The organism is Palleronia salina (assembly GCF_900141995.1).
Classification (GTDB): Bacteria; Pseudomonadota; Alphaproteobacteria; order Rhodobacterales; family Rhodobacteraceae; genus Palleronia; species Palleronia salina.
Genome location: NZ_FQZA01000015.1, coordinates 46,181 through 64,232, shown reverse-complemented (window position 1 = coordinate 64,232; position 18,052 = coordinate 46,181). Strand labels below are relative to the sequence as shown.

19 protein-coding genes, 1 tRNA gene and 1 pseudogene are annotated in these 18,052 nt (G+C 68.9%); 10 read left to right on the top strand and 11 right to left on the bottom strand.

The genetic code is table 11. From position 1 onward, the window contains the following. Positions 1-258 (bottom strand): transposase (locus BUB76_RS15920; protein WP_073129957.1); only part of this gene is annotated, 258 nt, incomplete at its 3' end. Between the two features lie 74 nt (positions 259-332). On the opposite strand from BUB76_RS15920, the pseudogene BUB76_RS15915 reads away from it, so the two are divergent. Continuing rightward, positions 333-1,730: pseudogene (locus tag BUB76_RS15915) on the top strand (acyl-CoA dehydrogenase family protein); the annotation flags it as partial. Positions 1,731-1,834: 104 nt separating this feature from the next. On the opposite strand, the gene BUB76_RS15910 reads toward BUB76_RS15915, so the two are convergent. Together BUB76_RS15910 and BUB76_RS15905 are read right to left on the bottom strand one after the other, a co-directional pair. Continuing rightward, on the bottom strand, positions 1,835-2,506 hold the full coding sequence (locus tag BUB76_RS15910; RefSeq protein WP_091846627.1) for a GntR family transcriptional regulator: 672 nt from the start codon (positions 2,504-2,506) through the stop codon (positions 1,835-1,837). Positions 2,507-2,538: 32 nt separating this feature from the next. Further along, the gene (locus BUB76_RS15905) at positions 2,539-3,237 is read right to left on the bottom strand and encodes a M48 family metallopeptidase (protein ID WP_073129963.1); all 699 of its coding nucleotides are present in this window, start codon (positions 3,235-3,237) and stop codon (positions 2,539-2,541) included. A 118-nt stretch (positions 3,238-3,355) separates the two neighbouring features. Between BUB76_RS15905 and BUB76_RS15900 the strand changes: the two genes are divergently transcribed. The 4 genes from BUB76_RS15900 to BUB76_RS15890 all read left to right on the top strand — a co-directional run bounded on the left by BUB76_RS15900 (position 3,356) and on the right by BUB76_RS15890 (position 4,851). Beyond that, on the top strand, positions 3,356-3,688 hold the full coding sequence (locus tag BUB76_RS15900; RefSeq protein ID WP_073129951.1) for a TIGR02300 family protein: 333 nt from the start codon (positions 3,356-3,358) through the stop codon (positions 3,686-3,688). Between the two features lie 98 nt (positions 3,689-3,786). Next, a tRNA-Ala gene (locus tag BUB76_RS15895) sits at positions 3,787-3,862 on the top strand. 143 nt (positions 3,863-4,005) lie between these two features. After that, entirely contained in the window at positions 4,006-4,191 is a 186-nt protein-coding gene (locus BUB76_RS17730; RefSeq protein ID WP_139250901.1) for a hypothetical protein, read from the top strand. 144 nt (positions 4,192-4,335) lie between these two features. Then, complete coding sequence (locus BUB76_RS15890; RefSeq protein WP_073129948.1) at positions 4,336-4,851, top strand: winged helix DNA-binding protein; 516 nt, start codon at positions 4,336-4,338, stop codon at positions 4,849-4,851. A gap of 18 nt (positions 4,852-4,869) precedes the next feature. Here BUB76_RS15890 and BUB76_RS15885 read toward each other — a convergent pair whose 3' ends face one another. The 3 genes from BUB76_RS15885 to BUB76_RS15875 all read right to left on the bottom strand — a co-directional run bounded on the left by BUB76_RS15885 (position 4,870) and on the right by BUB76_RS15875 (position 7,729). Then, positions 4,870-6,171: a TRAP transporter large permease gene (locus tag BUB76_RS15885; protein WP_073129945.1), complete on the bottom strand. Its 1,302-nt coding sequence runs from the start codon at positions 6,169-6,171 to the stop codon at positions 4,870-4,872. Continuing rightward, complete coding sequence (locus tag BUB76_RS15880; RefSeq protein ID WP_073129941.1) at positions 6,171-6,695, bottom strand: TRAP transporter small permease; 525 nt, start codon at positions 6,693-6,695, stop codon at positions 6,171-6,173. Before BUB76_RS15880 ends, BUB76_RS15885 begins: the two co-directional genes overlap by 1 nt. Before the next feature lie 65 nt (positions 6,696-6,760). Beyond that, positions 6,761-7,729, bottom strand: coding sequence for a TRAP transporter substrate-binding protein (locus BUB76_RS15875; protein WP_073129937.1), 969 nt, complete (start codon positions 7,727-7,729; stop codon positions 6,761-6,763). A gap of 101 nt (positions 7,730-7,830) precedes the next feature. Here BUB76_RS15875 and BUB76_RS15870 point away from each other — a divergent pair, with 101 nt between their 5' ends. Genes BUB76_RS15870 through BUB76_RS15860 form a run of 3 tightly spaced genes read left to right on the top strand, consistent with a single transcriptional unit; the run spans position 7,831 to position 10,360 of the window. Then, positions 7,831-8,589, top strand: coding sequence for a 5-oxoprolinase subunit B family protein (locus BUB76_RS15870; protein ID WP_073129935.1), 759 nt, complete (start codon positions 7,831-7,833; stop codon positions 8,587-8,589). Then, positions 8,586-9,608, top strand: coding sequence for a 5-oxoprolinase subunit C family protein (locus tag BUB76_RS15865; RefSeq protein ID WP_073129932.1), 1,023 nt, complete (start codon positions 8,586-8,588; stop codon positions 9,606-9,608). Before BUB76_RS15870 ends, BUB76_RS15865 begins: the two co-directional genes overlap by 4 nt. Continuing rightward, positions 9,605-10,360: a LamB/YcsF family protein gene (locus BUB76_RS15860; protein ID WP_073129929.1), complete on the top strand. Its 756-nt coding sequence runs from the start codon at positions 9,605-9,607 to the stop codon at positions 10,358-10,360. Before BUB76_RS15865 ends, BUB76_RS15860 begins: the two co-directional genes overlap by 4 nt. Positions 10,361-10,387: 27 nt before the next feature. Here BUB76_RS15860 and BUB76_RS15855 read toward each other — a convergent pair whose 3' ends face one another. Continuing rightward, positions 10,388-12,721, bottom strand: a complete 2,334-nt coding sequence (locus BUB76_RS15855) for an aldehyde dehydrogenase family protein (protein WP_073129926.1) — start codon at positions 12,719-12,721, stop codon at positions 10,388-10,390. A 36-nt stretch (positions 12,722-12,757) separates the two neighbouring features. Continuing rightward, positions 12,758-13,735 carry a deoxyribose-phosphate aldolase gene (gene deoC, locus BUB76_RS15850; protein ID WP_073129922.1) on the bottom strand — a complete coding sequence of 326 codons (978 nt, stop codon included), beginning with the start codon at positions 13,733-13,735 and terminating at the stop codon, positions 12,758-12,760. A 150-nt stretch (positions 13,736-13,885) separates the two neighbouring features. Here deoC and rpe point away from each other — a divergent pair, with 150 nt between their 5' ends. Then, positions 13,886-14,566 carry a ribulose-phosphate 3-epimerase gene (gene rpe, locus BUB76_RS15845; protein ID WP_073129918.1) on the top strand — a complete coding sequence of 227 codons (681 nt, stop codon included), beginning with the start codon at positions 13,886-13,888 and terminating at the stop codon, positions 14,564-14,566. Positions 14,567-14,594: 28 nt separating this feature from the next. Here rpe and BUB76_RS15840 read toward each other — a convergent pair whose 3' ends face one another. The 3 genes from BUB76_RS15840 to BUB76_RS15830 all read right to left on the bottom strand — a co-directional run bounded on the left by BUB76_RS15840 (position 14,595) and on the right by BUB76_RS15830 (position 16,904). Next, positions 14,595-15,248, bottom strand: a complete 654-nt coding sequence (locus BUB76_RS15840) for a DUF1523 family protein (RefSeq protein WP_073129913.1) — start codon at positions 15,246-15,248, stop codon at positions 14,595-14,597. A 19-nt stretch (positions 15,249-15,267) separates the two neighbouring features. Further along, positions 15,268-15,585 (bottom strand): hypothetical protein, encoded by a 318-nt coding sequence (locus tag BUB76_RS15835; protein ID WP_073129909.1) that lies wholly within the window; start codon positions 15,583-15,585, stop codon positions 15,268-15,270. 107 nt (positions 15,586-15,692) lie between these two features. Continuing rightward, positions 15,693-16,904: an aminopeptidase P family protein gene (locus BUB76_RS15830; RefSeq protein ID WP_073129906.1), complete on the bottom strand. Its 1,212-nt coding sequence runs from the start codon at positions 16,902-16,904 to the stop codon at positions 15,693-15,695. 149 nt (positions 16,905-17,053) lie between these two features. Between BUB76_RS15830 and BUB76_RS15825 the strand changes: the two genes are divergently transcribed. Continuing rightward, positions 17,054-18,046: a P1 family peptidase gene (locus BUB76_RS15825; protein WP_073129904.1), complete on the top strand. Its 993-nt coding sequence runs from the start codon at positions 17,054-17,056 to the stop codon at positions 18,044-18,046. Positions 18,047-18,052: the final 6 nt, after the last annotated feature.

The window sequence follows — 18,052 nt, the reverse complement described above, 5'->3', positions numbered from 1 at the left end:
CTCGCTCAGGATCATCTTGTCGAGGGTCAGGTCGGAGACAGCACGCCGGAGCCGCTGGTTCTCTGTCTCGAGCTCCTTGAGTCGCTTCAGCTGATCGCGGCTCATGCCGCCATACTGCCTGCGCCACCGGTAGTAGCTCTGCTGCGTGATGCCGACCTGGCGCACCGCATCACCGACCGACAGCCCTTGGCCTTGCAGCACCTCAACCTGCCGCAGCTTCAGAACGATGTCTTCGGGCTTCTCTCGCTTCCCAGCCATTCTCTGGTCCTCTCCATGACGGGATCATTCTATCCCAGTGGGCGGACCACTTCAGAGGGGGCATTTCAAGGCGCCTCTTCGACCCGGCCGGGCGCCGCCTGGACGAAGTCGCCTTCCACCCGGCCTATCATGCGTTCATGGCCCTCTCCGCCGGCGCGGGCTACCACAGCCGCGCGTGGGAGCCCGGGGGAAGCCACCAGGCCCATGCCGCCTGCGTTTACCTCGCCAGCCAGGTCGAGCCCGGGCATTGCTGCCCGCTGACCATGACCTACACCGCGCAACCGGTGCTGAGGGCCGCCGCTCCGGGCATGGGCTCATGGGAACAGGCGGCACTGTCCCGCGACTACGACCCGTCCGTGGCGCCGGTCACCGCCAAGCGCGGCGCTACCATCGGCATGGCCATGACCGAGAAGCAGGGCGGATCGGACGTGCGCGCCAACAGCACCCGGGCCGCGCGCGACGGCGACCACTGGCGGCTGACCGGGCACAAGTGGTTTTGCTCGGCGCCCATGTCCGATGCCTTCCTGACCCTCGCGCAGACCGATTCGGGGCTCGGCTGTTTCCTCGTCCCGCGCTGGCTCGAGGACGCGCGCAACGGGATCGAGATCCAGCGCCTGAAGGACAAGCTCGGCAACCGGTCGAACGCCTCGGCCGAGATCGTCTACCGCGACGCGCTGGCCCTGCCGCTGGGCGATCCGGGCGACGGCGTGCGCACCATTGTCGAGATGGTGCACCACACGCGGCTCGACACCGCGATGGCGCCCGTGGGGCTCATGCGCGCCGCGCTGGCCGAGGCGCATCATTGGGCCGTCCACCGCACGACGTTCCAGCGGCGGCTGATCGACCAGCCGCTCATGGCCGCGCTGCTGGACGACCTCGCGCTGGACGTGGCGGGCGGCCTCGCCCTGGCGCTGCGGGTGGCGCGCGCCTTCGACGGCGACGATCCGCAGGACCGCGCCTTCGCCCGGGTCGGCGTCGCGCTGGCCAAGTTCCTGAACAACAAGCTCTGCCCCCTGGTGGTGGGCGAATGCATGGAGGCGCTCGGCGGGATGGGTTACGTCGAGGATACCGCCCTGCCCCTGCTCTACCGCGAGGCGCCGCTGAACGGGATCTGGGAAGGCTCGGCCAACGTCATCTGTCTCGACATCCTGCGCAGCCTCGCGCGGGCGCCCGGCGCGGCCGAAGCGCTGGACGCCACGCTCGACGCCGCGCGCGGCAATGACGGCCTCTACGACGCGGGGCTGGCGGCGCATCGCGCGCAATGGCCGGGCGCGGTGCCCGAGCCCGAGGCGCGCTGGTTCGCCGAAAGCGCGGCCACGCTCCTCTCGGCCGCGGCACTGATCGAGGCCGGACACCCGTTGGCCCCGGCCTTCTGCGCGACACGCCTGGACCCCGGGCGGGGCCGGACGCGCGGGGCGCTGCCCGACGGCGCAGGACGCGGCGCGCATGCCCACCTGTTCACCTCGGACTAAGAGCCGCGCCACCCGACTTCATCTTTCCGTAAATACCTCCGGGGGAGTCCGCGCAGCGGACGGGGGCGGCGCCCCCTCGACAATGGCCCACCCGCGCCGGTCCCTCAGCGCGCGGCGCCCTCGCCCGACAGGATCATGCGCAACCCGTGGGTCACGTCGCTGCGTACGGCCAGCCGCAGCCCGGGCTCGTCCCCGGCCTCGAGCGCGGCCAGGATCGCGCGGTGTCCCTGCGGCGCCTGGGTGCGCCCCATCCGGCCGTAGAGACTGCGCATGGTCGGTCCCAGCTGCAGCCAGACGGTTTCGGCCATGGCCAGCATCGCGGGCGCCTGCGCGCGCAGGTAGAGCATCCGGTGAAATTCCAGGTTCAGGCGCAGGTAGCCCACGGCATCTCGCTTCACGATCACCTGGCTGATCGACTCGTTCACCACGCGCATCCGGTCGATCATGGCGATATGGGCCCGCGGCAGGGCGCGGCTGGCCAATTCCACCTCGATCAGCGCGCGCAGGGCGGCCAGCTCCTCGATCCGGTCGGGCGAAAGCTCGGGCGTGGTGACGCGCCCGGAGCTCGACAGCGTCAGCGCGCCCTCGGCCACGAGGCGGCGCACGGCCTCGCGCGCGGGGGTCATGGACACGTCGAACTGCCGGCCGATCCCGCGCAGGGTCAGCGCCGCGCCCGGCGCGATCTCGCCATGCATGATCTGCAGCCGCAGCGCGCGGTAAACCCGGTCATGGGCCGATTGGGTCTGGGGCGGCTCGGGCCGGTTCTGCATCAACATGGGCGGCATGATTGTCCCGCGCCCGGGCGGCGTCAATCGTCGAAGCGCCACGCGTGAAGGGTCGCGCCATGGGCGCGCAGCCAGTCGCGCTGAACCTTCCAGTCGGGCCGCAACCGCGCGACCACCGACCAGAATGCGAGCGAATGATCCATGTGGACCAGATGCGCGACCTCGTGCGCCGCGACGTAATCCAGCACGTCGGGCGGCGCCAACGCCAGGCGCCACGAATACATGAGATTGCCCTGCCACGAGCACGACCCCCAGCGCGACCGCGTATCGCGCAGGGTGATGCGTCCGGCCTTGCGCTCCACCGCGCGGGCATAACGGTGGCTCGCCTCGTCCAGCGCGTCGCGCGCGGCGTCCATCACCAGCTTCTGCACCTGCGGCCCGGCCGGGCGTGCGCGGTTCACCGTCAGGCAATCGCTCGACATCTTCGCCCGGAGCCCCGCCTCGACCCGGCGGGGCCGGCCCAGGACGGGCAGATGCGCGCCCAGAACGACCGGGGATTGCGTCACGCGTTTCGCCAGGTGCTGCCGGATCCAGTCCGACCGCTCCTGCGCGAAGGCCAGGCCGCTGCTGTCGGAGACGCCCGGCGGCAGGCTCAGCGTCACGCGCCCGTCCAGCCCCGACACCCGCAGGCTGATCCGGCGCGCGCGACCCGACCGGCGCAGCACGACGGTGACCGGCGGATCGCCGGGCAGGACCTTCACATCTTCATCGCGTGCTCCCATATCCTCGGCATAGCTTTCACCAACGGTCCAGACCAGCCCGCGAAAGGCTTTGACAGCCTTGCGCACCTGTGGCAGGTGGCGGCCTGATTTCACGGACATACGCAAGAAGGGGTCTCTCATGCCCAAGGAAGAATGGGGAACCAAGCGGGTCTGCCCAACGACCGGCAAGCGGTTCTATGATCTGAACGCCAACCCTGTCGTCAGCCCCTACACGGGCGAGGTGGTCCAGCTGGATACCGGCAAGGGCGGCCGCACCATGGTGGCCGACAAGGCCGACAAGGAATCGAAGAAGAAGGACCAGGTCGAGGACGACGAGGACGTCATCCTGGACGACGACAGCGAATCGTCCGATGTCGATCTGGGCGATGACGTCCTGGAAGACGACGACGATGACGATGATGTCTCGCTGGATGACATCGCTGACGTGGCGTCGAACGACGACGACAGCTGATGCAGAGAACTTGGGGGGATCGGCGCGTTTTTCTGCTTGAACCCCCCCGGATCCGTCTCTAAGACGGCGCACATCGCAGGGTCGAGGCCCTGCACCAAGGGCCCTTAGCTCAGCTGGGAGAGCGCCTGCATGGCATGCAGGAGGTCAGCGGTTCGATCCCGCTAGGGTCCACCAAATCCCCCCATCCCGAAAATTCCCGTTTTCTGGCCGCCCGGCCTCTTTGGCGTCTCTGAGTCAAGTTTTACCGGTCTCGTTAAAGCCGGATTCACCAATGTCAGCATAAGTTGACACAAGTGAAATTGACAGCGAGAGCTCTGATGCGAAACGAACTTTCCACCGAACGTGATCGGATAAAGCTGAGCGCCCGCTTGGCACGGTGGAACGGATTTTCCGGCCTGGCCGATGCACTGGACGGGCTTGCGGACGACCTTGACCAGCAGATCGGCACGGCCGCCCTGCCCGCTTGGCAACTTGCAAAGGTCGACGCATCCCCTGCGGAATAGTCACCCACGTCGCGGACGGAGACCGGCCTAGGTCGCCGGCGGCACCGTGACGCACGCGCTCGATGCGCGGTCGTGGAGACGCGGCCTCGCCAGGGCCCGCTCTTATTGATAACTTATCGTCAAGTTATCAAGGAAGGGCAGCTTATGAGCGACCAGCCAACCCGCCGCATCGTGTCGTCCCGCCACCTGGCCGAGGGCGATTCCTGGGAAATGTCCGAGCTGGAATACGGGCTGATCGTGGCCCACAACGCCTTCTACCGGTGGATGACGAAATGCATGGCGGCCAGCGGCATGCCCGAGCTGGGACCGCTGGAAATCCTGGTTCTGCACAATGCCAACCACCGCGACCGCGAAAAGCGCGTGGGCGACATCTGCTTCCTGCTAAACATCGAGGACACCCACACCGTCACCTACGCCCTGCGCAAGCTGGTCAAGCTGGACCTGCTGACCGCCGAGAAGCGCGGCAAAGAGGTGTTCTACACGACGTCGGACGCGGGCCGGGACCTGTGCGACCGCTATCGCACGCTACGGCAGCAATGCCTGTTGCAGGGGCTGCCCGGCGCCGGAGTCGACGGCCAGGCCCTGCGCGAGGCCGCGGCGCTGTTGCGCGGATTGTCCGGCCAATACGACCAGGCCAGCCGCGCCGCCGCGTCGCTCTGAGCCGCGGCACCGTCGCCGTCAGTTGCCCATGGCGTTGGGCAGCACGGTGACGATGCCCGGGAACAGGGTGATCAGCGCGGCACCCAGCAGCAGCAGCAGGAAGAACGGCAAGGCCGCCTTCGCCACGCGCAGGATGTTGATCCCCGTCAGTCCCTGGATGACGAACAGGTTGAACCCCACAGGCGGCGTGATCTGGCTCATCTCGACCACCAGCACCAGGTAGATGCCGAACCACAGCCGGTCGATCCCCGCCGCCTCGACCATGGGCAGGATGATCGACGTGGTCAGCACCACGATGGAAATGCCGTCGAGGAAGCAGCCCAGGATGATGAAGAAGACCGTCAGCGCCGCCAGCAGCGCGTAGGTCGGAAGCTCGAACGACCCGATCCAGGCCGCCAGGTTGCGCGGGATCCCGGTGAAGCCCATGGCGATGGACAGGAACGCGGCGCCCAGCAGGATGAAGGCGATCATGCACGAGGTTCGCGTCGCCCCCATCAGCGCCGCCTTGAACTCGGCCCAGCCGAAGGACGACGACATGGACGCCAGGATCAGCGACAGGAACACCCCCACCGCCGCCGCGTCGGTGGGCGACGCGATGCCGGTGTAGATCGAGCCGATCACGCCCGCGATCAGCAACACCACCGGCACCAACCGGCGCGAGGCCTTGAGCTTCTCCATCAGCGAAAAGTTACCCGCCTCGACCGGGATGAGATCGCGGTTCATCAGCGCGCGCGTGGCGACATAGCCCGCGAACAGCCCGACCAGCAGCAGGCCCGGAAGGATACCGGCCACGAACAGACGCGCGATGCTCTGCTCGGTCGCGACGCCGTAGACGATCAGGATGATCGATGGCGGGATCAGCAGGCCCAGCGTCGCCGACCCGGCCAGCGTGCCGAGGATCAGGCTTTCGGGGTAACCGCGCGATTTCAGCTCGGGCACGCTCATCTTGCCGATGGTGGCGGCGGTGGCTGCGGACGAGCCCGAGACGGCGGCGAAGATCGCGCAGCCCAGGATGTTGACGTGCAGCAGCCGCCCCGGCGCCCGGCCGAGCCATGGCGCGAGCCCGCTGAACATGTCCTCGGACAGCCTCGATCGCAGGAGGATCTCACCCATCAGGATGAACAGCGGCAGCGCCGCCAGCGGCCAGCTGTGCGAATGCCCCCACAACGTGGTGGCCAGCACCAGGCCCTCGGGCGCGTTGGTGAAGAAAGCCATCGCGACGAAGGCCATGACCATGAGGGACAGCGCGACCCACAGCCCCATGGCCAGCAGCGCGATCAGCAGCCCGAACAGGACGGCAAACGTGGCGGGGTCGCTCATCACGCATCCCCCTCGTCGATCAGGACGGGGCGGCCCGTGCGGATGGCCTCGACCAGCGTATCGACCAGCGCCACGCATAGAAGACCCAGCCCAGCCACCATGGGGATCTGCGGGATCCACAGCGGCACGGCGATGATCCCCGTGGACTGGTCACCGTAGTGCCAGCTTTCGCCCACCAGCATGGCGGTCCAGTAGGTGGCGATGGCGATCATGCCCGCCCCCACCGCCAGGACGGCGACCTCGGACAGCCAGGTCAGCCGCGGCGGAAACCGCTGCACCAGCAGGTTCACCCGGATATGGACGCCGTGGCGCAGGGTCGAAGCCGCGGCAAGGAACGTCGCCGCCGCCAGCGCGAAGCCGGCGAAATCGGCGTAAGAGGGAATGGTGAAGTTCACGCCCGTGCCGCCCAGCCGCGAGATCACGTTCAGCGCCACCTGAAGGGTCACCACGGCGCAGATCCCGAGAATGGACAGCGCGGCCAGCCAGCCCGCCCCCCAGTAAAGCGTATCAAGAAACCGTCGCATCCCCTGCCCCCTTGGATAGAAAAAAGCCCCCGGCGATCAGGCCGGGGGCGGTGAGAACCGTGGTATCAGTTCCTGTAGGCGTCGAGGATTTCCTTCGCCTCGTCGCTGGCGTTCTCGTTCCAGGTCTCGAGCATGTCCTGCCCGATGGCCTGGAGACCGGCGACCAGCTCTTCCGACGGCTCGTAGACGGTGATGCCGTTATCGGCCAGTTCCTGCGTCTTCTCCTCGGCCTCGGCCATGGACATCTCCCAACCGCGCTGCTCGGCGGCTTCGGCGGCGTCCATGATGGCCTGCTGCTGATCTTCGGGCAGCCGGTCGAAGGCGCGCTGGTTCACGACGACGAGGTTCTTCGGCACCCAGGCGTTGATGGGCGAGTAGTGGCTGAGGAAGTCCCACGCCTTCGAGTTCGCGCCGGTCGAGGGCGAGGTGATCATCGCCTCGACCTGGCCGGTGCTGAAGGCCTGCGGGATATCCGGCGCCTCGACCTGCACCGGGGCGGCGCCGGCCAGCGCGGCGAATTCCTCGAGCTGGGCGTTGTAGGCGCGGAAACGCAGACCGTTCAGGTCGTCCACCGTCTCGATCTCGCCGGTGGTATAGAGACCCTGCGCCGGCCACGGGACCGAGAAGAGCGGCATCAGCCCCTCGGCGGCCAGAAGCTCGGTGATGACGGGCTCCTGCGCCTCCCACAGCTTGCGCGCGTCCTCGTAGGAGGTGGCGACGAAGGGCTGCGAGTCGAGCCCGTAGGCCGCGTCTTCGTTCGACAGGCGCGACAGGAAGAACTCACCGATCGGCACCTGCATCGACCGAACCGCGCCCTTGATCTCGGCGTGGGGGAACAGCGAACCGGCCGAGTGGATGGTGAAATCCAGCCCGCCATCGGTCGCGGCCTCCACCTCTTCGGCGAATTGCTGGATGTTGGCGGTGTGGAAGATGCCGTCGCCGTAGGGCGTGGGGAAATCCCACGTGTCGCCCAACACGGGCGTGGCGGCCACGGCAAGGCCGGCGGCGAAAAGGCTGTGGTGAAGCTTGGTCATGTGTCTCTCTCCTGTTGGTGTCGGTTTTTATTGGCGGAACGTTGACACTTTATCATCATATCGTCAATGTTTCGATTGAGGTAACACGAGGCGCCAGGGAAATGAGCCTGCCGGATACTCTTTTCGACCGCTCCGACCCGCCCCGCCTGACGCCCCTGGGGCTGGACGGGATGCTCATCACCTTTTCCGACCGGATGGACGACGCCGCGAATCGCGCGGCACTCGCCTTCCGGGATCGGATCGATGCCGAAGGGTGGCCCGGCCTGCGCGAAACGGCAACGTCGCTGTGCTCGGCCTATGTCTCGTTCGACCCCGCGACCTTGCCGCCGGCGGATTTGCAGGCGCGGCTGCGCGAAATCCTTGCGGATCGCGACTGGCTGGCCGCGGATCTTCCGGCGAACCGCACGCTCTGGACCGTCCCGGCCAGCTTCGAGGGGGACCACGCCCCGCAGCTGGCCGACGCGGCCGAGCTCGCCGGTCTGAGCGTCGAGGCCGCGGTGCGCGAGATCTGCGCGCGGCCCCTGCGCGCGCTGGCGCTGGGATACGCGCCGGGCCAGGCCTATCTCGGGCAGATGGACGACCACTGGGATCTCGCCCGCCAGAAAGACTTGACCCCGACCGTCAAGGAAGGCGCCGTGGTCACCGCTGTGCGCCAGCTCATCATCTTCGCCACCTCGGGACCCACGGGCTGGCGTCAGGTGGGCATGACGCGCTTCAAGGCGTTCCGGCCCGACGATTCCGACCGCCCCATCGCCTTCGCACCCGGCGACGAGGTGCAGCTGCGGGCCGTCTCTGCCGACGAACTGGAGCGCCTGGCCGAAAAACCGCTCGCGGGCGCCACCCACGAGGCGATCCGATGACCAAGCTTACGGTGCACAAGATCGGACCCGGCGCGTCGGTGCAGGATCTCGGCCGCCGCGGCTGGCTGAGCCAGGGCCTGTCGCGCGGCGGCGCGGCCGACCGGCTCGCGTTGCTTGAGGGCGCCGCGCTGCTGGAGCAGTCGCCCGATCTCGCCGCGCTGGAGCTGTCGGCCATGGGCGGAAGCTTCACCGTCGATGCCCCGACGCGCATCGCGCTGACCGGTGCGCCCATGCGCGCCAGCCTCGACGGCGAGCCGCTGCGCTGGTCGGCATCGCACCTGGTGAAGCCGGGACAGACCCTTGCGCTCGGCCCCGCGACGTCGGGCGTGTGGTCCTACCTGAGCGTCGGCGGCGGTATCGACACGGCGCCAATCCTCGGCAGCCGCGCGGCCCACCTTGCCCTCGGGTTGGGACCGAAGCTGGAGACCGGCACAGAACTGCCCATGGGCAAGGACAAGGGCGGCCCGGTCGAGCAGATCCTCGAGGTTTCGGACCGGTTCAAGGGCGGCGACATCCGAATCCTGCCATCGACCCACACGGCGCTGTTCGCGCGCGAGGACCTGGAGCGGTTCACCGAGACGACCTTCACCCGGGACCAGCGCGGCAACCGGCAGGGCGTGCGCCTGAAACACGACGGCGCGCCCTTCGCCACCCGTGACCAGCTGGGTCTCGTGTCCGAGGTCATCGTGCCGGGCGACATCCAGATGACCGGTGAGGGCACGCCCTACATCCTGCTGCCCGAGTGCCAGACCACCGGCGGCTATCCCCGCATCGGCAGCGTCCTGCCCGTGGACCTGCCGAAGGCCGCGCAGGCCGCGCCGGGCGCGAAGCTGCGCTTTGCCTTCGTCGACCGCGACGCCGCGCTCGCCGCTCACCAGTCCGAAGACGCGCAGCTGACCGCGCTGAAGAAGGCGGTGCGCCCGCTGGTGCGCGACCCGGCCAAGATGCGCGACCTGCTGAGCTATCAACTCATCTCCGGCGTCACCGCCGGCCGCCCCGAGACAGGAGACACGCAATGACCACCGTCGATCTGAACGCCGACATGGGCGAAAGCTTCGGCCCCTGGAAGATGGGCGACGACACCGCGCTTCTGGACATCATCAGCTCGGCCAACATCGCCTGCGGGTTCCACGCGGGTGATCCGGACATGATGGCCGCGACCATGGCGCGGGCGGTGAAGAACGACGTGGGCATCGGCGCGCATCCGGGCTTTCCCGACCTCCAGGGCTTCGGGCGGCGCAAGATGACCATGCGCCCCGACGAGGTCGCCCACCTGGTGCAGTACCAGCTGGGCGCCGCGCAGGCGATGGCGAAGGCCGCCGGCGGCGCGGTGCGACACCTCAAGCTGCACGGCGCCTTGTCGAACATGGCCATGGTGGACGGCGAACTGGCGCGGCGCGCCTATGACGCGGCGCTGCAGGTGGACCCGGATCTCATCATCATGGTGCTGGCCGCGACCCCCATGCAGGAGGCGGCCGAGGCCCTTGGCGCCAACATGGCCTGCGAAATCTTCGCCGATCGCGGCTACAACGACGACGGCACGCTGATCCAGCGCGGCACGCCCGGCGCGATGATCACCGATGCCGACGAGGCGGCCGAGCGGATCAGCGCCATGGTGCGACAGGGCGCCATCATCGCCGCCTCGGGCCGCGAGATCGAGGCGCGGATCGACACGATCTGCCTGCACGGGGACGAGCCGTCGGCGGTCGCCGCCGCCCGCACCCTGCGCGCGCGGCTCGAATCCGACGGCGTGACCATCAAACGCTTCTGATCCCCGGAATGTCGAAGGCGACCCGGGTCAGCCCTCGCCGTAGGGAATCCAGACCGTCTTCACCTCGGTCGCCTGCGCGAGGAAGGTGTGCGCGTCGGTCACCGACCAGTCCCGCGCACGGCCATTGTTGACCCAGGTGCGTTTCAGGTTGTGCGCCGACTCGGCCTCGATCGTGGCCGAGATATCCGACGACGAGAACGACCAGACCGCGTCCACGTCCATGTGCCCGCCCATCTGCGCGGCCAGCTCGGTCGCGTCGCCGGTCAGGATGTTCACCACCCCGCCGGGCACGTCGGACGTCTCGAGCACCTGGTAGAAATCCGTGGCCGCCAGCGGATAGGCCGTCGAGGCGACGGTCACCGTGCGATTGCCCATGGCCATGGCCGGCGCGATGACCGAGATCAGGCCCAGAAGCGGCATCTCGTCCGGGGCGAACTGGCCGATGACGCCCACCGGCTCGTTCATGGCAAGCGCGACGCCGCGGATCGGCACGCCCTTGGCGCGACCGTCGTACTTGTCGGCCCAGGCCGCCCAGGTGAACAGCCGGTCGACGCTGGCCGCGACCTCGGTCTCGGCCTGCTTGGCGGTGGCCCCGGTCATGTCGCTGATCCGGGCGGCGAATTCCCCCGCGCGGGCCGACAGGTTCTCGCCCATGTAATACAGGATCTGCGCGCGTTGATGCCCCGTGGTCTTCGACCACGCCCCTGCCCCGCGCGCCGCTTCGACCGCGTTGCGCAGGTCCTTGCGATTGGCAAGGCCCACATGCCCCAGAAGCGCGCCCCTGGGCGACCACACGGCGCGCGAATAGCCGCCATCGGGCCGCGCCTGCTTGCCGCCGACGTAAAGTTTCGCCGTCCGGTCCAGCCCCGTGACCTTCGCCTCCTTCGGCGCGGCCACCGGCGCGACGGGCTTCAGCGCCTTGCCCTCGGGGCCCTTCACGTAGGCGCGCAGCCCTTCCCAACCGCCTTCGCGGCCGAAGCCGCTTTCACGCACGCCGCCGAAACCGGCCGCCGCGTCCATCATGTTGGTGCCGTTCACCCAGACGATGCCCGAGGCGAGCTTGGGCGCGATGTCGAGCGCCAGGTTCACGTTCTCGGTCCAGACCGTCGCCGCCAGGCCGTAGCGCGTGTTGTTGGCGAGGCTCACCGCCTCGGCCGGGGTGCGGAAGGTGGTGCCGACCAGGACCGGGCCGAAGATCTCGTCCTGCATCAGCGGATCGGCGGGGTCGAGCCCGGTGATCAGCGTCGGCGGGTAGAAACAGCCCTCGGGCGCGTCCCCGCGATGCACCTGGCCCGTCGTCCCGTCGACCATGGCCGCGATGCGGTCGCGCTGCACCGGGTCGACGATGGCGCCCATGTCGATGCATTTGTCCAGCGGATCACCCACGCGCAGCTTGGCCATGCGGGTGCGCAGACGCTCGTGGAAATCCTCGGCGATGCCTTCCTGCACGATCAGCCGCGATCCGGCGCAGCAGACCTGCCCGCCGTTGAACCAGATGGCGTCGACGATGCCTTCGACCGCCGAGTCGAGATCGGCGTCGTCGAACACGATGAAGGGCGACTTGCCGCCCAGTTCCAGCGTCAGCGCCTTGCCGCTGCCGGCGGTGGCGCGGCGAATGGCCTTGCCCACCTCGGTCGAGCCGGTGAAGGCGACCTTGTCCACGTCCGCGGCCACCACGGCCTCGCCCACCGCGCCGTCGCCGGTCACGATGTTCAGAACGCCCTTTGGCAGCCCCGCCTCGCGCGCGAGGTCGGCGAAGGCCAGCGCCGTCAGCGGCGTCCACTCGGCGGGTTTCAGCACGACGGTGTTGCCCATGGCCAGCGCCGGCGCGACCTTCCAGGCCAGCATCAGCAAGGGGAAGTTCCACGGGATCACCTGGCCGCAGACGCCCAGCGCCCGCGCGCCCGGCAACTCGTCTTCCATGAGCTGCGCCATGCCCGCGTGGTAATAGAAATGCCGCGCCACCAGCGACACGTCGATGTCGCGCGCTTCGCGGATCGGCTTGCCGCTGTCGAGGCTTTCGAGAACCGCGAACAGCCGCGACTGTTTCTGGATGATCCGCGCCAGCGCGTAGAGGATCCGCGCCCGGCCCGGTCCGCCCAGCTTCTCCCAGCCCGGCTGGGCCTTGCGGGCCGCCGTCACCGCCGCCGTGACGTCCTCGGACGTGGCCTGTGTCACCTGCGCCAGCGTCTTGCCGGTCGCCGGGTTGCGCGTGTCGAAGCTGCTGCCCGGGTCGGTGAACGCGCCGTCGATGAACAGGCCGAACCGGCCGCCATGGCCGTCGATCCACGCCATCGCCTCGGCGCTGCTTTCCGGCGCGGGGCCGTAGTCCATCGTTTCGAAGATCTCGGCCACTGTCATGGCTTCACCTTTCCGAAAATACCTTGAAAGCGCCGCCTACGACAGCGCGTGACGGTGCCCGGCCGAATAGCGCCCGGTGACATGGTGTTCGAGCTGCCGCTCGATATCGCCCAGAAGCGACGAGGCGCCGAAGCGGAAAAGATCGTTCCGCAGCCAGTCGTCGCCCAGTTCGTCCTTCATCAGAGCGAGATAGGTCAGCGCGTCCTTCGCCTTCGAGATGCCGCCCGCGGGCTTGTAGCCGACCTTCACGCCGGTCTGGCGCTGGTATTCGCGGATCGCGCGGACCATTACCAGGCTCACCGGCAGGGTCGCGTTCACCGACTCCTTGCCGGTCGACGTCTTGATGAAATCGGCCCCCGCCATCATGCACACGTGCGACGCGCGGGCCACGTTGCGCAGCGAGCCCAACTCGCCCGTGGCGAGGATCGCCTTGACGTGCGCCGGTCCGCACGCCGCACGGAAGGCGCGCATTTCATCATAGAGCGCCTGCCAGTTCCCGGTCAGCACGTGGCGGCGCGAAATGACGATGTCGATCTCGGACGCGCCGGCCTGTACGCTGCGCTCGATCTCGGCGATGCGCAGGTCCAGCGGCGACAGGCCCGCCGGAAAGCCGGTGGAGACGGCCGCGACGGGGATCCCGCTGCCCTGAAGGGCCTCGATCGCCGGTTCAATCATGTCGTGATAGACGCAGACGGCGCCCACGGTGATCGGCCCCATGCCCAGCGCCTCGAGCAGGTCCGCGCGCACCGGCTGGCGCGCCTTGGCACACAGGCGGCGCACACGGCCGGCGGTGTCGTCACCGGCCAGCGTGGTCAGGTCGATGCAGGTGATCGCGCGCAGCAGCCACGCCGCCTGCCAGTCCTTCTTGACCGACCGGCGTCCGGGCAGCGACGCCGCGCGACGCTCGATCGCCGAGGTGTTGGCCTGCACGGCGCGCACCCGGTCGAGATCGAAGGGCAATCCCGGGTTGCGCGCGTGGGCGTGGGCGTTCAGCTGGATGGCAGGGTCGGACATGGTCAATCCTTTCAGGCAGCCCTTGTGCCAAATGTCCCCCCACGCCGCAAGCTTTCCCCCACGGTGGGCTACCGGCGGCGGACGCTTGGCGCTATGCAGGCGGCACCGAACGCGCCCGGTGCGGCGCGCGCCCATCGAAGGAAGGCCGCCATGTCCCAGACCCTCATCGCTCCGTCGATCCTCGCCGCCGATTTCGCCAATTTCGGCGCCGAATGCCGCGCGGTCGAGCAGGCGGGCGCCGACTGGATCCACGTGGACGTGATGGACGGGCATTTCGTGCCGAACCTGACCTTCGGTCCGGCCATGGCCAAGGCGATCCGCCCGCATATCAAGGGCGTGATGGACGTGCACCTTATGATCGCGCCGGTCGATCCCTATATCGACGCCTTCGCCGACGCGGGCGCCGACATCCTGACCGCGCACGTGGAAGCCGGACCGCATATCCACCGGACGTTGCAGGCCATCCGCGCGGCCGGCATGCGGCCGGGCGTGGCGCTGAACCCCGGCACGCCGGCCAGCGCCGTGGCCCACGTGCTCGACCTCGTGGACCTCGTCTGCGTGATGACCGTGAACCCCGGCTTCGGCGGCCAGAGCTTCCTGGACATGACCGGCAAGATCGCCGAGCTGCGCGCCATGGCCGGTGACCGCCCCCTGCATATCGAGATCGACGGCGGGATCGATCCCAAGACCGCGCCGAAGGTCGTGCAGGCCGGGGCCGACGTGCTGGTGGCGGGCTCGGCCGTGTTCCGGGGCGGGTCGGTGGACGATCCTGAACCTTATGCGAAGAACATCAAGGCGATCCGCGACGCCGTCTCCGGCACCTGGGCCTGATCCAACGCCGCACGCGACGCCCCCGCGTTCAGCCCTTGTCCCTGCCGGTCCAGCGATCCACCCAGCGGCGCCAGATCCGGCGCTTGTCGGCGGCGCGCAGTTCGACCTGGTCCCAGGTCTCGGACGCGTCCTCGACCAGCGGGTCGATCCGGCGACGGCGGAAATTCAGCCATGTGCGCCACAGGATCGCGACGATCAGCGCCAGCACGACCAGGAACACGATGTTGAACCACGGCACGAAGCTGGCATCCGGCCCACTCACCTGCCGCACCTTCACCGCGTTGGGAAAGGTCGTCAGCAACTGCGACCGCCAGCCGTAGTGGGTCACCGCCACCCAGACTGGCGCGTCGCGGGTCGAGATCAGATCCGCCGCCTGCGCCTGCAGGTCCGAGCTGTCCAGCTTGAAATACGGCGGCCAGCCCCAGCCGGTATCCTCGTTGCGATAGACTTGCGGGCTGCCGTCGGGGTTCACGGCCTCGATGAAGCGGATGTCGCGGTTCACCCCCGCCTCGCCGCTGCCGGTGTCGCCGCCCGCCCAGAAGATCGAGTTGGTGCCGAAATCCATGCGCCGGATCTCGGTATTGACGATCCGCACGATGTCGCGCTGCGGCAGGGTGTAGTGCAGCACGGCGAACACCGCGAGCAGCCAGCCCAGGATCAACGTCCATTTCACGTAGCGCATGATCGCCCCCCTTGTCCGGCTACCATGTGGCCTTGGTCCAGCGGCGGGGCAACCCCGCAACGCTGAGCACCAGCACCGGCAACCAGATCAGCGCCGAGATCAGGCCGAGGCGCAGGCAATAGAGAACCGCGGCAAAGCCATCGGGCAGTGTCGGCGGGGTCAGAGCGTAGAGCACCGCGAAGCCGGCGGCGGCGATCAGCCACATCAGCAGGACGGCGACGGCCGCCAGCAGCAGGAGCGGCTTCACACCCTCGGGAAAGAACCGCGCCAGCACGCGCGGCACGGCCCAGCCCAGCGCCGCGATCAGGATGGCGGGCAGGACGAGATGCAGCGTCACGGGCGGGCCCCTTGGGGGCTGAAAACTCGGGCAGGCAAGGTCGTCCCCGTCATGAAACGTCCTGCCGACCCTAACAGCCCCTGTTCCGCCCGTCACGCCGCCGGGCGTCAGCCCACCACGTTGAACCCCGGGCCGTAGGGATAGCCGGTGATGTTTTCAGCACCATCTTCCCCCACGACGAGGATATCGTGCTCGCGGTAGCCGCCCGCGCCAGGCGTGCCCTCGGGCAGGGTCAGCATCGGCTCCATGCTGACCACCATCCCGGGGGCCAGCACCGTGTCGATATCCTCGCGCAGCTCAAGCCCCGCTTCGCGGCCGTAGTAATGCGACAACACCCCGAACGAATGGCCGTAGCCAAAGGTGCGGTATTGCAGCAGGTCGCGCTCGGCCAGGAAATCGTTGAGCTTGTGGGCGATCTCGGCGCAGGAGAGACCGGGCCGGATCAGCGACAGCCCGTATTCGTGCAGCGCGACGTTGGCCTCCCATATCTTCAGCGACGCGTCGTCGACCTCGCCCACGAAGAGCGTGCGCTCCAGCGCCGTGTAGTAGCCCGAGATCATGGGAAAGCAGTTCAGCGACAGGATATCGCCGCGGCGCAGCTGGCGCGCGGTGACCGGATTGTGCGCGCCGTCGGTGTTCAGGCCCGACTGGAACCAGACCCAGGTGTCACGATACTCGGCCTGCGGGAAACGGCGGGCGATCTCGGTCTCCATGGCGTCGCGGCCCGCCATGGCGATATCGATCTCGCGCGCGCCTTCGCGCACCGCGTCGCGGATGGCATAGCCGCCGATATCGGCCACCGCCGCGCCCGCGCGGATCAGCTCGATCTCGGCTGCTGACTTGACCATCCGCTGGGCCATGGTGTCCGGGGCGATATCGGTGACCTGGGCGGGGCTGAGAAACCCGTCCAGCTTGCCGCGCTGCACCAGTGTCAGGTGATCGCCCTCGACCCCCACATGGGCGCCCCGCCCCGCGACGTGGACCACCGCGCGCCAGAAGTTGTCGCCCCGCCAGTCGCTATAGGTGATCGCGTCGCCGTGACAGCGCCGCCACGGCTGGCCCGCGTCGATGCCCGCGCCGATCACCACGCTGTCGGTGGCCGTCACCACCAGGGCGTAGGGCCGCCCGAACGCGCAGTAGAGAAAGCCTGAATAGTAGGCGATGTTGTGCATCGAGGTCAGCACCGCCGCCGTGACGCCGCGCGCCGCCATGATGCCGCGCAGCCCCGTCAGCCGCGCGTCATATTCCTCGGACGCGAAGGGCAAAGGCGCCTTCTCGCCGTTGTGGAAGCGATAGAAATCCTGTCGGGTGTCGGTCATGTCGCATGCCTCCTGACCAAATGCGTCCCGGCGTTCAGGACGGATCGGAGCCATCGGCGGGCGACGCCATCGCCCGCGCTCGTGACCCGATTACTGCCCGCGCGACGCCGGCCTTGCAAGCCCTGCCGCGCGGCGCCACCATCGGCCCCATGGAGCATCCTTTCGCCCCCGGACCGCGCAACGCGATCACCGACGTGGCTGGCCTGAGTGTCGGGCAGGCCCGGGACGAGACGCTGAAATCCGGCGTGAGCGTGGTGCTGGGCGACGCGCCCATGGTCGCGGGGGTCCACGTGATGGGCGGCGCCCCGGGCACGCGGGACTGCGACCTCCTGGCGCCCGAGAACACGGTCCAGGCCGTCGACGCGCTGGTCCTGTCGGGCGGCTCGGCCTTCGGTCTGTCGGCGGCGGACGGCGTGATGGCCGCGCTGCGTGAACGCGGGCGCGGCTTCGCCGTGGGCGACGTGCGCGTGCCCATCGTGCCGGCGGCGATCCTGTTCGACCTGGCCGCTGGCGGCGATCACGGCTGGACCGAGAGCCCCTATCCCGACCTCGGCCGCCGCGCGGTGGAAAGCGCGGGCCCCGACGTGGAACTTGGCAGCGTCGGCGCAGGAACGGGGGCCGTGGCGGGCAAGATCAAGGGCGGGATCGGCTCGGCCTCGGCGGTCTTGCCGGACGGCACCACCGTGGGCGCGCTGGTCGCGGCGAACCCGGTGGGCAGCGTTGTGCACCCCGACACCGGCCAGTTCTGGGCCGCCGCTTTCGAGCAGGGAGACGAGTTCGGCGCACGTGGCCTACCCCCGGCACCCGGCGGGATGGACCTGCCCTCGCTGGTGAAGGGGGCCAACACGACCATCGCCGTGGTGGCCACCGATGCGCGGCTCGACAAGGCGCAGGCCACGCGGCTGGCCATGGTCGCCCATGACGGCATGGCCCGCGCGATCCTGCCGTCGCACACGCCCTTCGACGGGGACCTGGTCTTCGCTGCCGCGACCGGGCTGCGCGACGCGCCGGACGCCGCGGGCCTCCTGACGCTGGGGCACGCCGCCGCGCTGTGCCTGTCACGCGCCATCGCGCGGGCGGTCTATCATGCGCGCTCCGCACCCGGCGACACGGTCCCGAGCTGGTTCGACAGATACGGGTAGGCGCGC

Coding starts and splice junctions, on each gene's coding strand:
- BUB76_RS15900 (WP_073129951.1), top strand. CDS start 3,356: ATGCCCAAGGAAGAATGGGGAACCAAGCGGGTCTGCCCAACGACCGGC.
- BUB76_RS15855 (WP_073129926.1), bottom strand. CDS start 12,721: ATGACAGTGGCCGAGATCTTCGAAACGATGGACTACGGCCCCGCGCCG.
- deoC (WP_073129922.1), bottom strand. CDS start 13,735: ATGTCCGACCCTGCCATCCAGCTGAACGCCCACGCCCACGCGCGCAAC.
- BUB76_RS15910 (WP_091846627.1), bottom strand. CDS start 2,506: ATGTTGATGCAGAACCGGCCCGAGCCGCCCCAGACCCAATCGGCCCAT.
- BUB76_RS15870 (WP_073129935.1), top strand. CDS start 7,831: ATGAGCCTGCCGGATACTCTTTTCGACCGCTCCGACCCGCCCCGCCTG.
- BUB76_RS15840 (WP_073129913.1), bottom strand. CDS start 15,248: ATGCGCTACGTGAAATGGACGTTGATCCTGGGCTGGCTGCTCGCGGTG.
- BUB76_RS15890 (WP_073129948.1), top strand. CDS start 4,336: ATGAGCGACCAGCCAACCCGCCGCATCGTGTCGTCCCGCCACCTGGCC.
- BUB76_RS15860 (WP_073129929.1), top strand. CDS start 9,605: ATGACCACCGTCGATCTGAACGCCGACATGGGCGAAAGCTTCGGCCCC.
- BUB76_RS15905 (WP_073129963.1), bottom strand. CDS start 3,237: ATGGGAGCACGCGATGAAGATGTGAAGGTCCTGCCCGGCGATCCGCCG.
- BUB76_RS15830 (WP_073129906.1), bottom strand. CDS start 16,904: ATGACCGACACCCGACAGGATTTCTATCGCTTCCACAACGGCGAGAAG.
- rpe (WP_073129918.1), top strand. CDS start 13,886: ATGTCCCAGACCCTCATCGCTCCGTCGATCCTCGCCGCCGATTTCGCC.
- BUB76_RS15865 (WP_073129932.1), top strand. CDS start 8,586: ATGACCAAGCTTACGGTGCACAAGATCGGACCCGGCGCGTCGGTGCAG.
- BUB76_RS17730 (WP_139250901.1), top strand. CDS start 4,006: ATGCGAAACGAACTTTCCACCGAACGTGATCGGATAAAGCTGAGCGCC.
- BUB76_RS15885 (WP_073129945.1), bottom strand. CDS start 6,171: ATGAGCGACCCCGCCACGTTTGCCGTCCTGTTCGGGCTGCTGATCGCG.
- BUB76_RS15875 (WP_073129937.1), bottom strand. CDS start 7,729: ATGACCAAGCTTCACCACAGCCTTTTCGCCGCCGGCCTTGCCGTGGCC.
- BUB76_RS15825 (WP_073129904.1), top strand. CDS start 17,054: ATGGAGCATCCTTTCGCCCCCGGACCGCGCAACGCGATCACCGACGTG.
- BUB76_RS15880 (WP_073129941.1), bottom strand. CDS start 6,695: ATGCGACGGTTTCTTGATACGCTTTACTGGGGGGCGGGCTGGCTGGCC.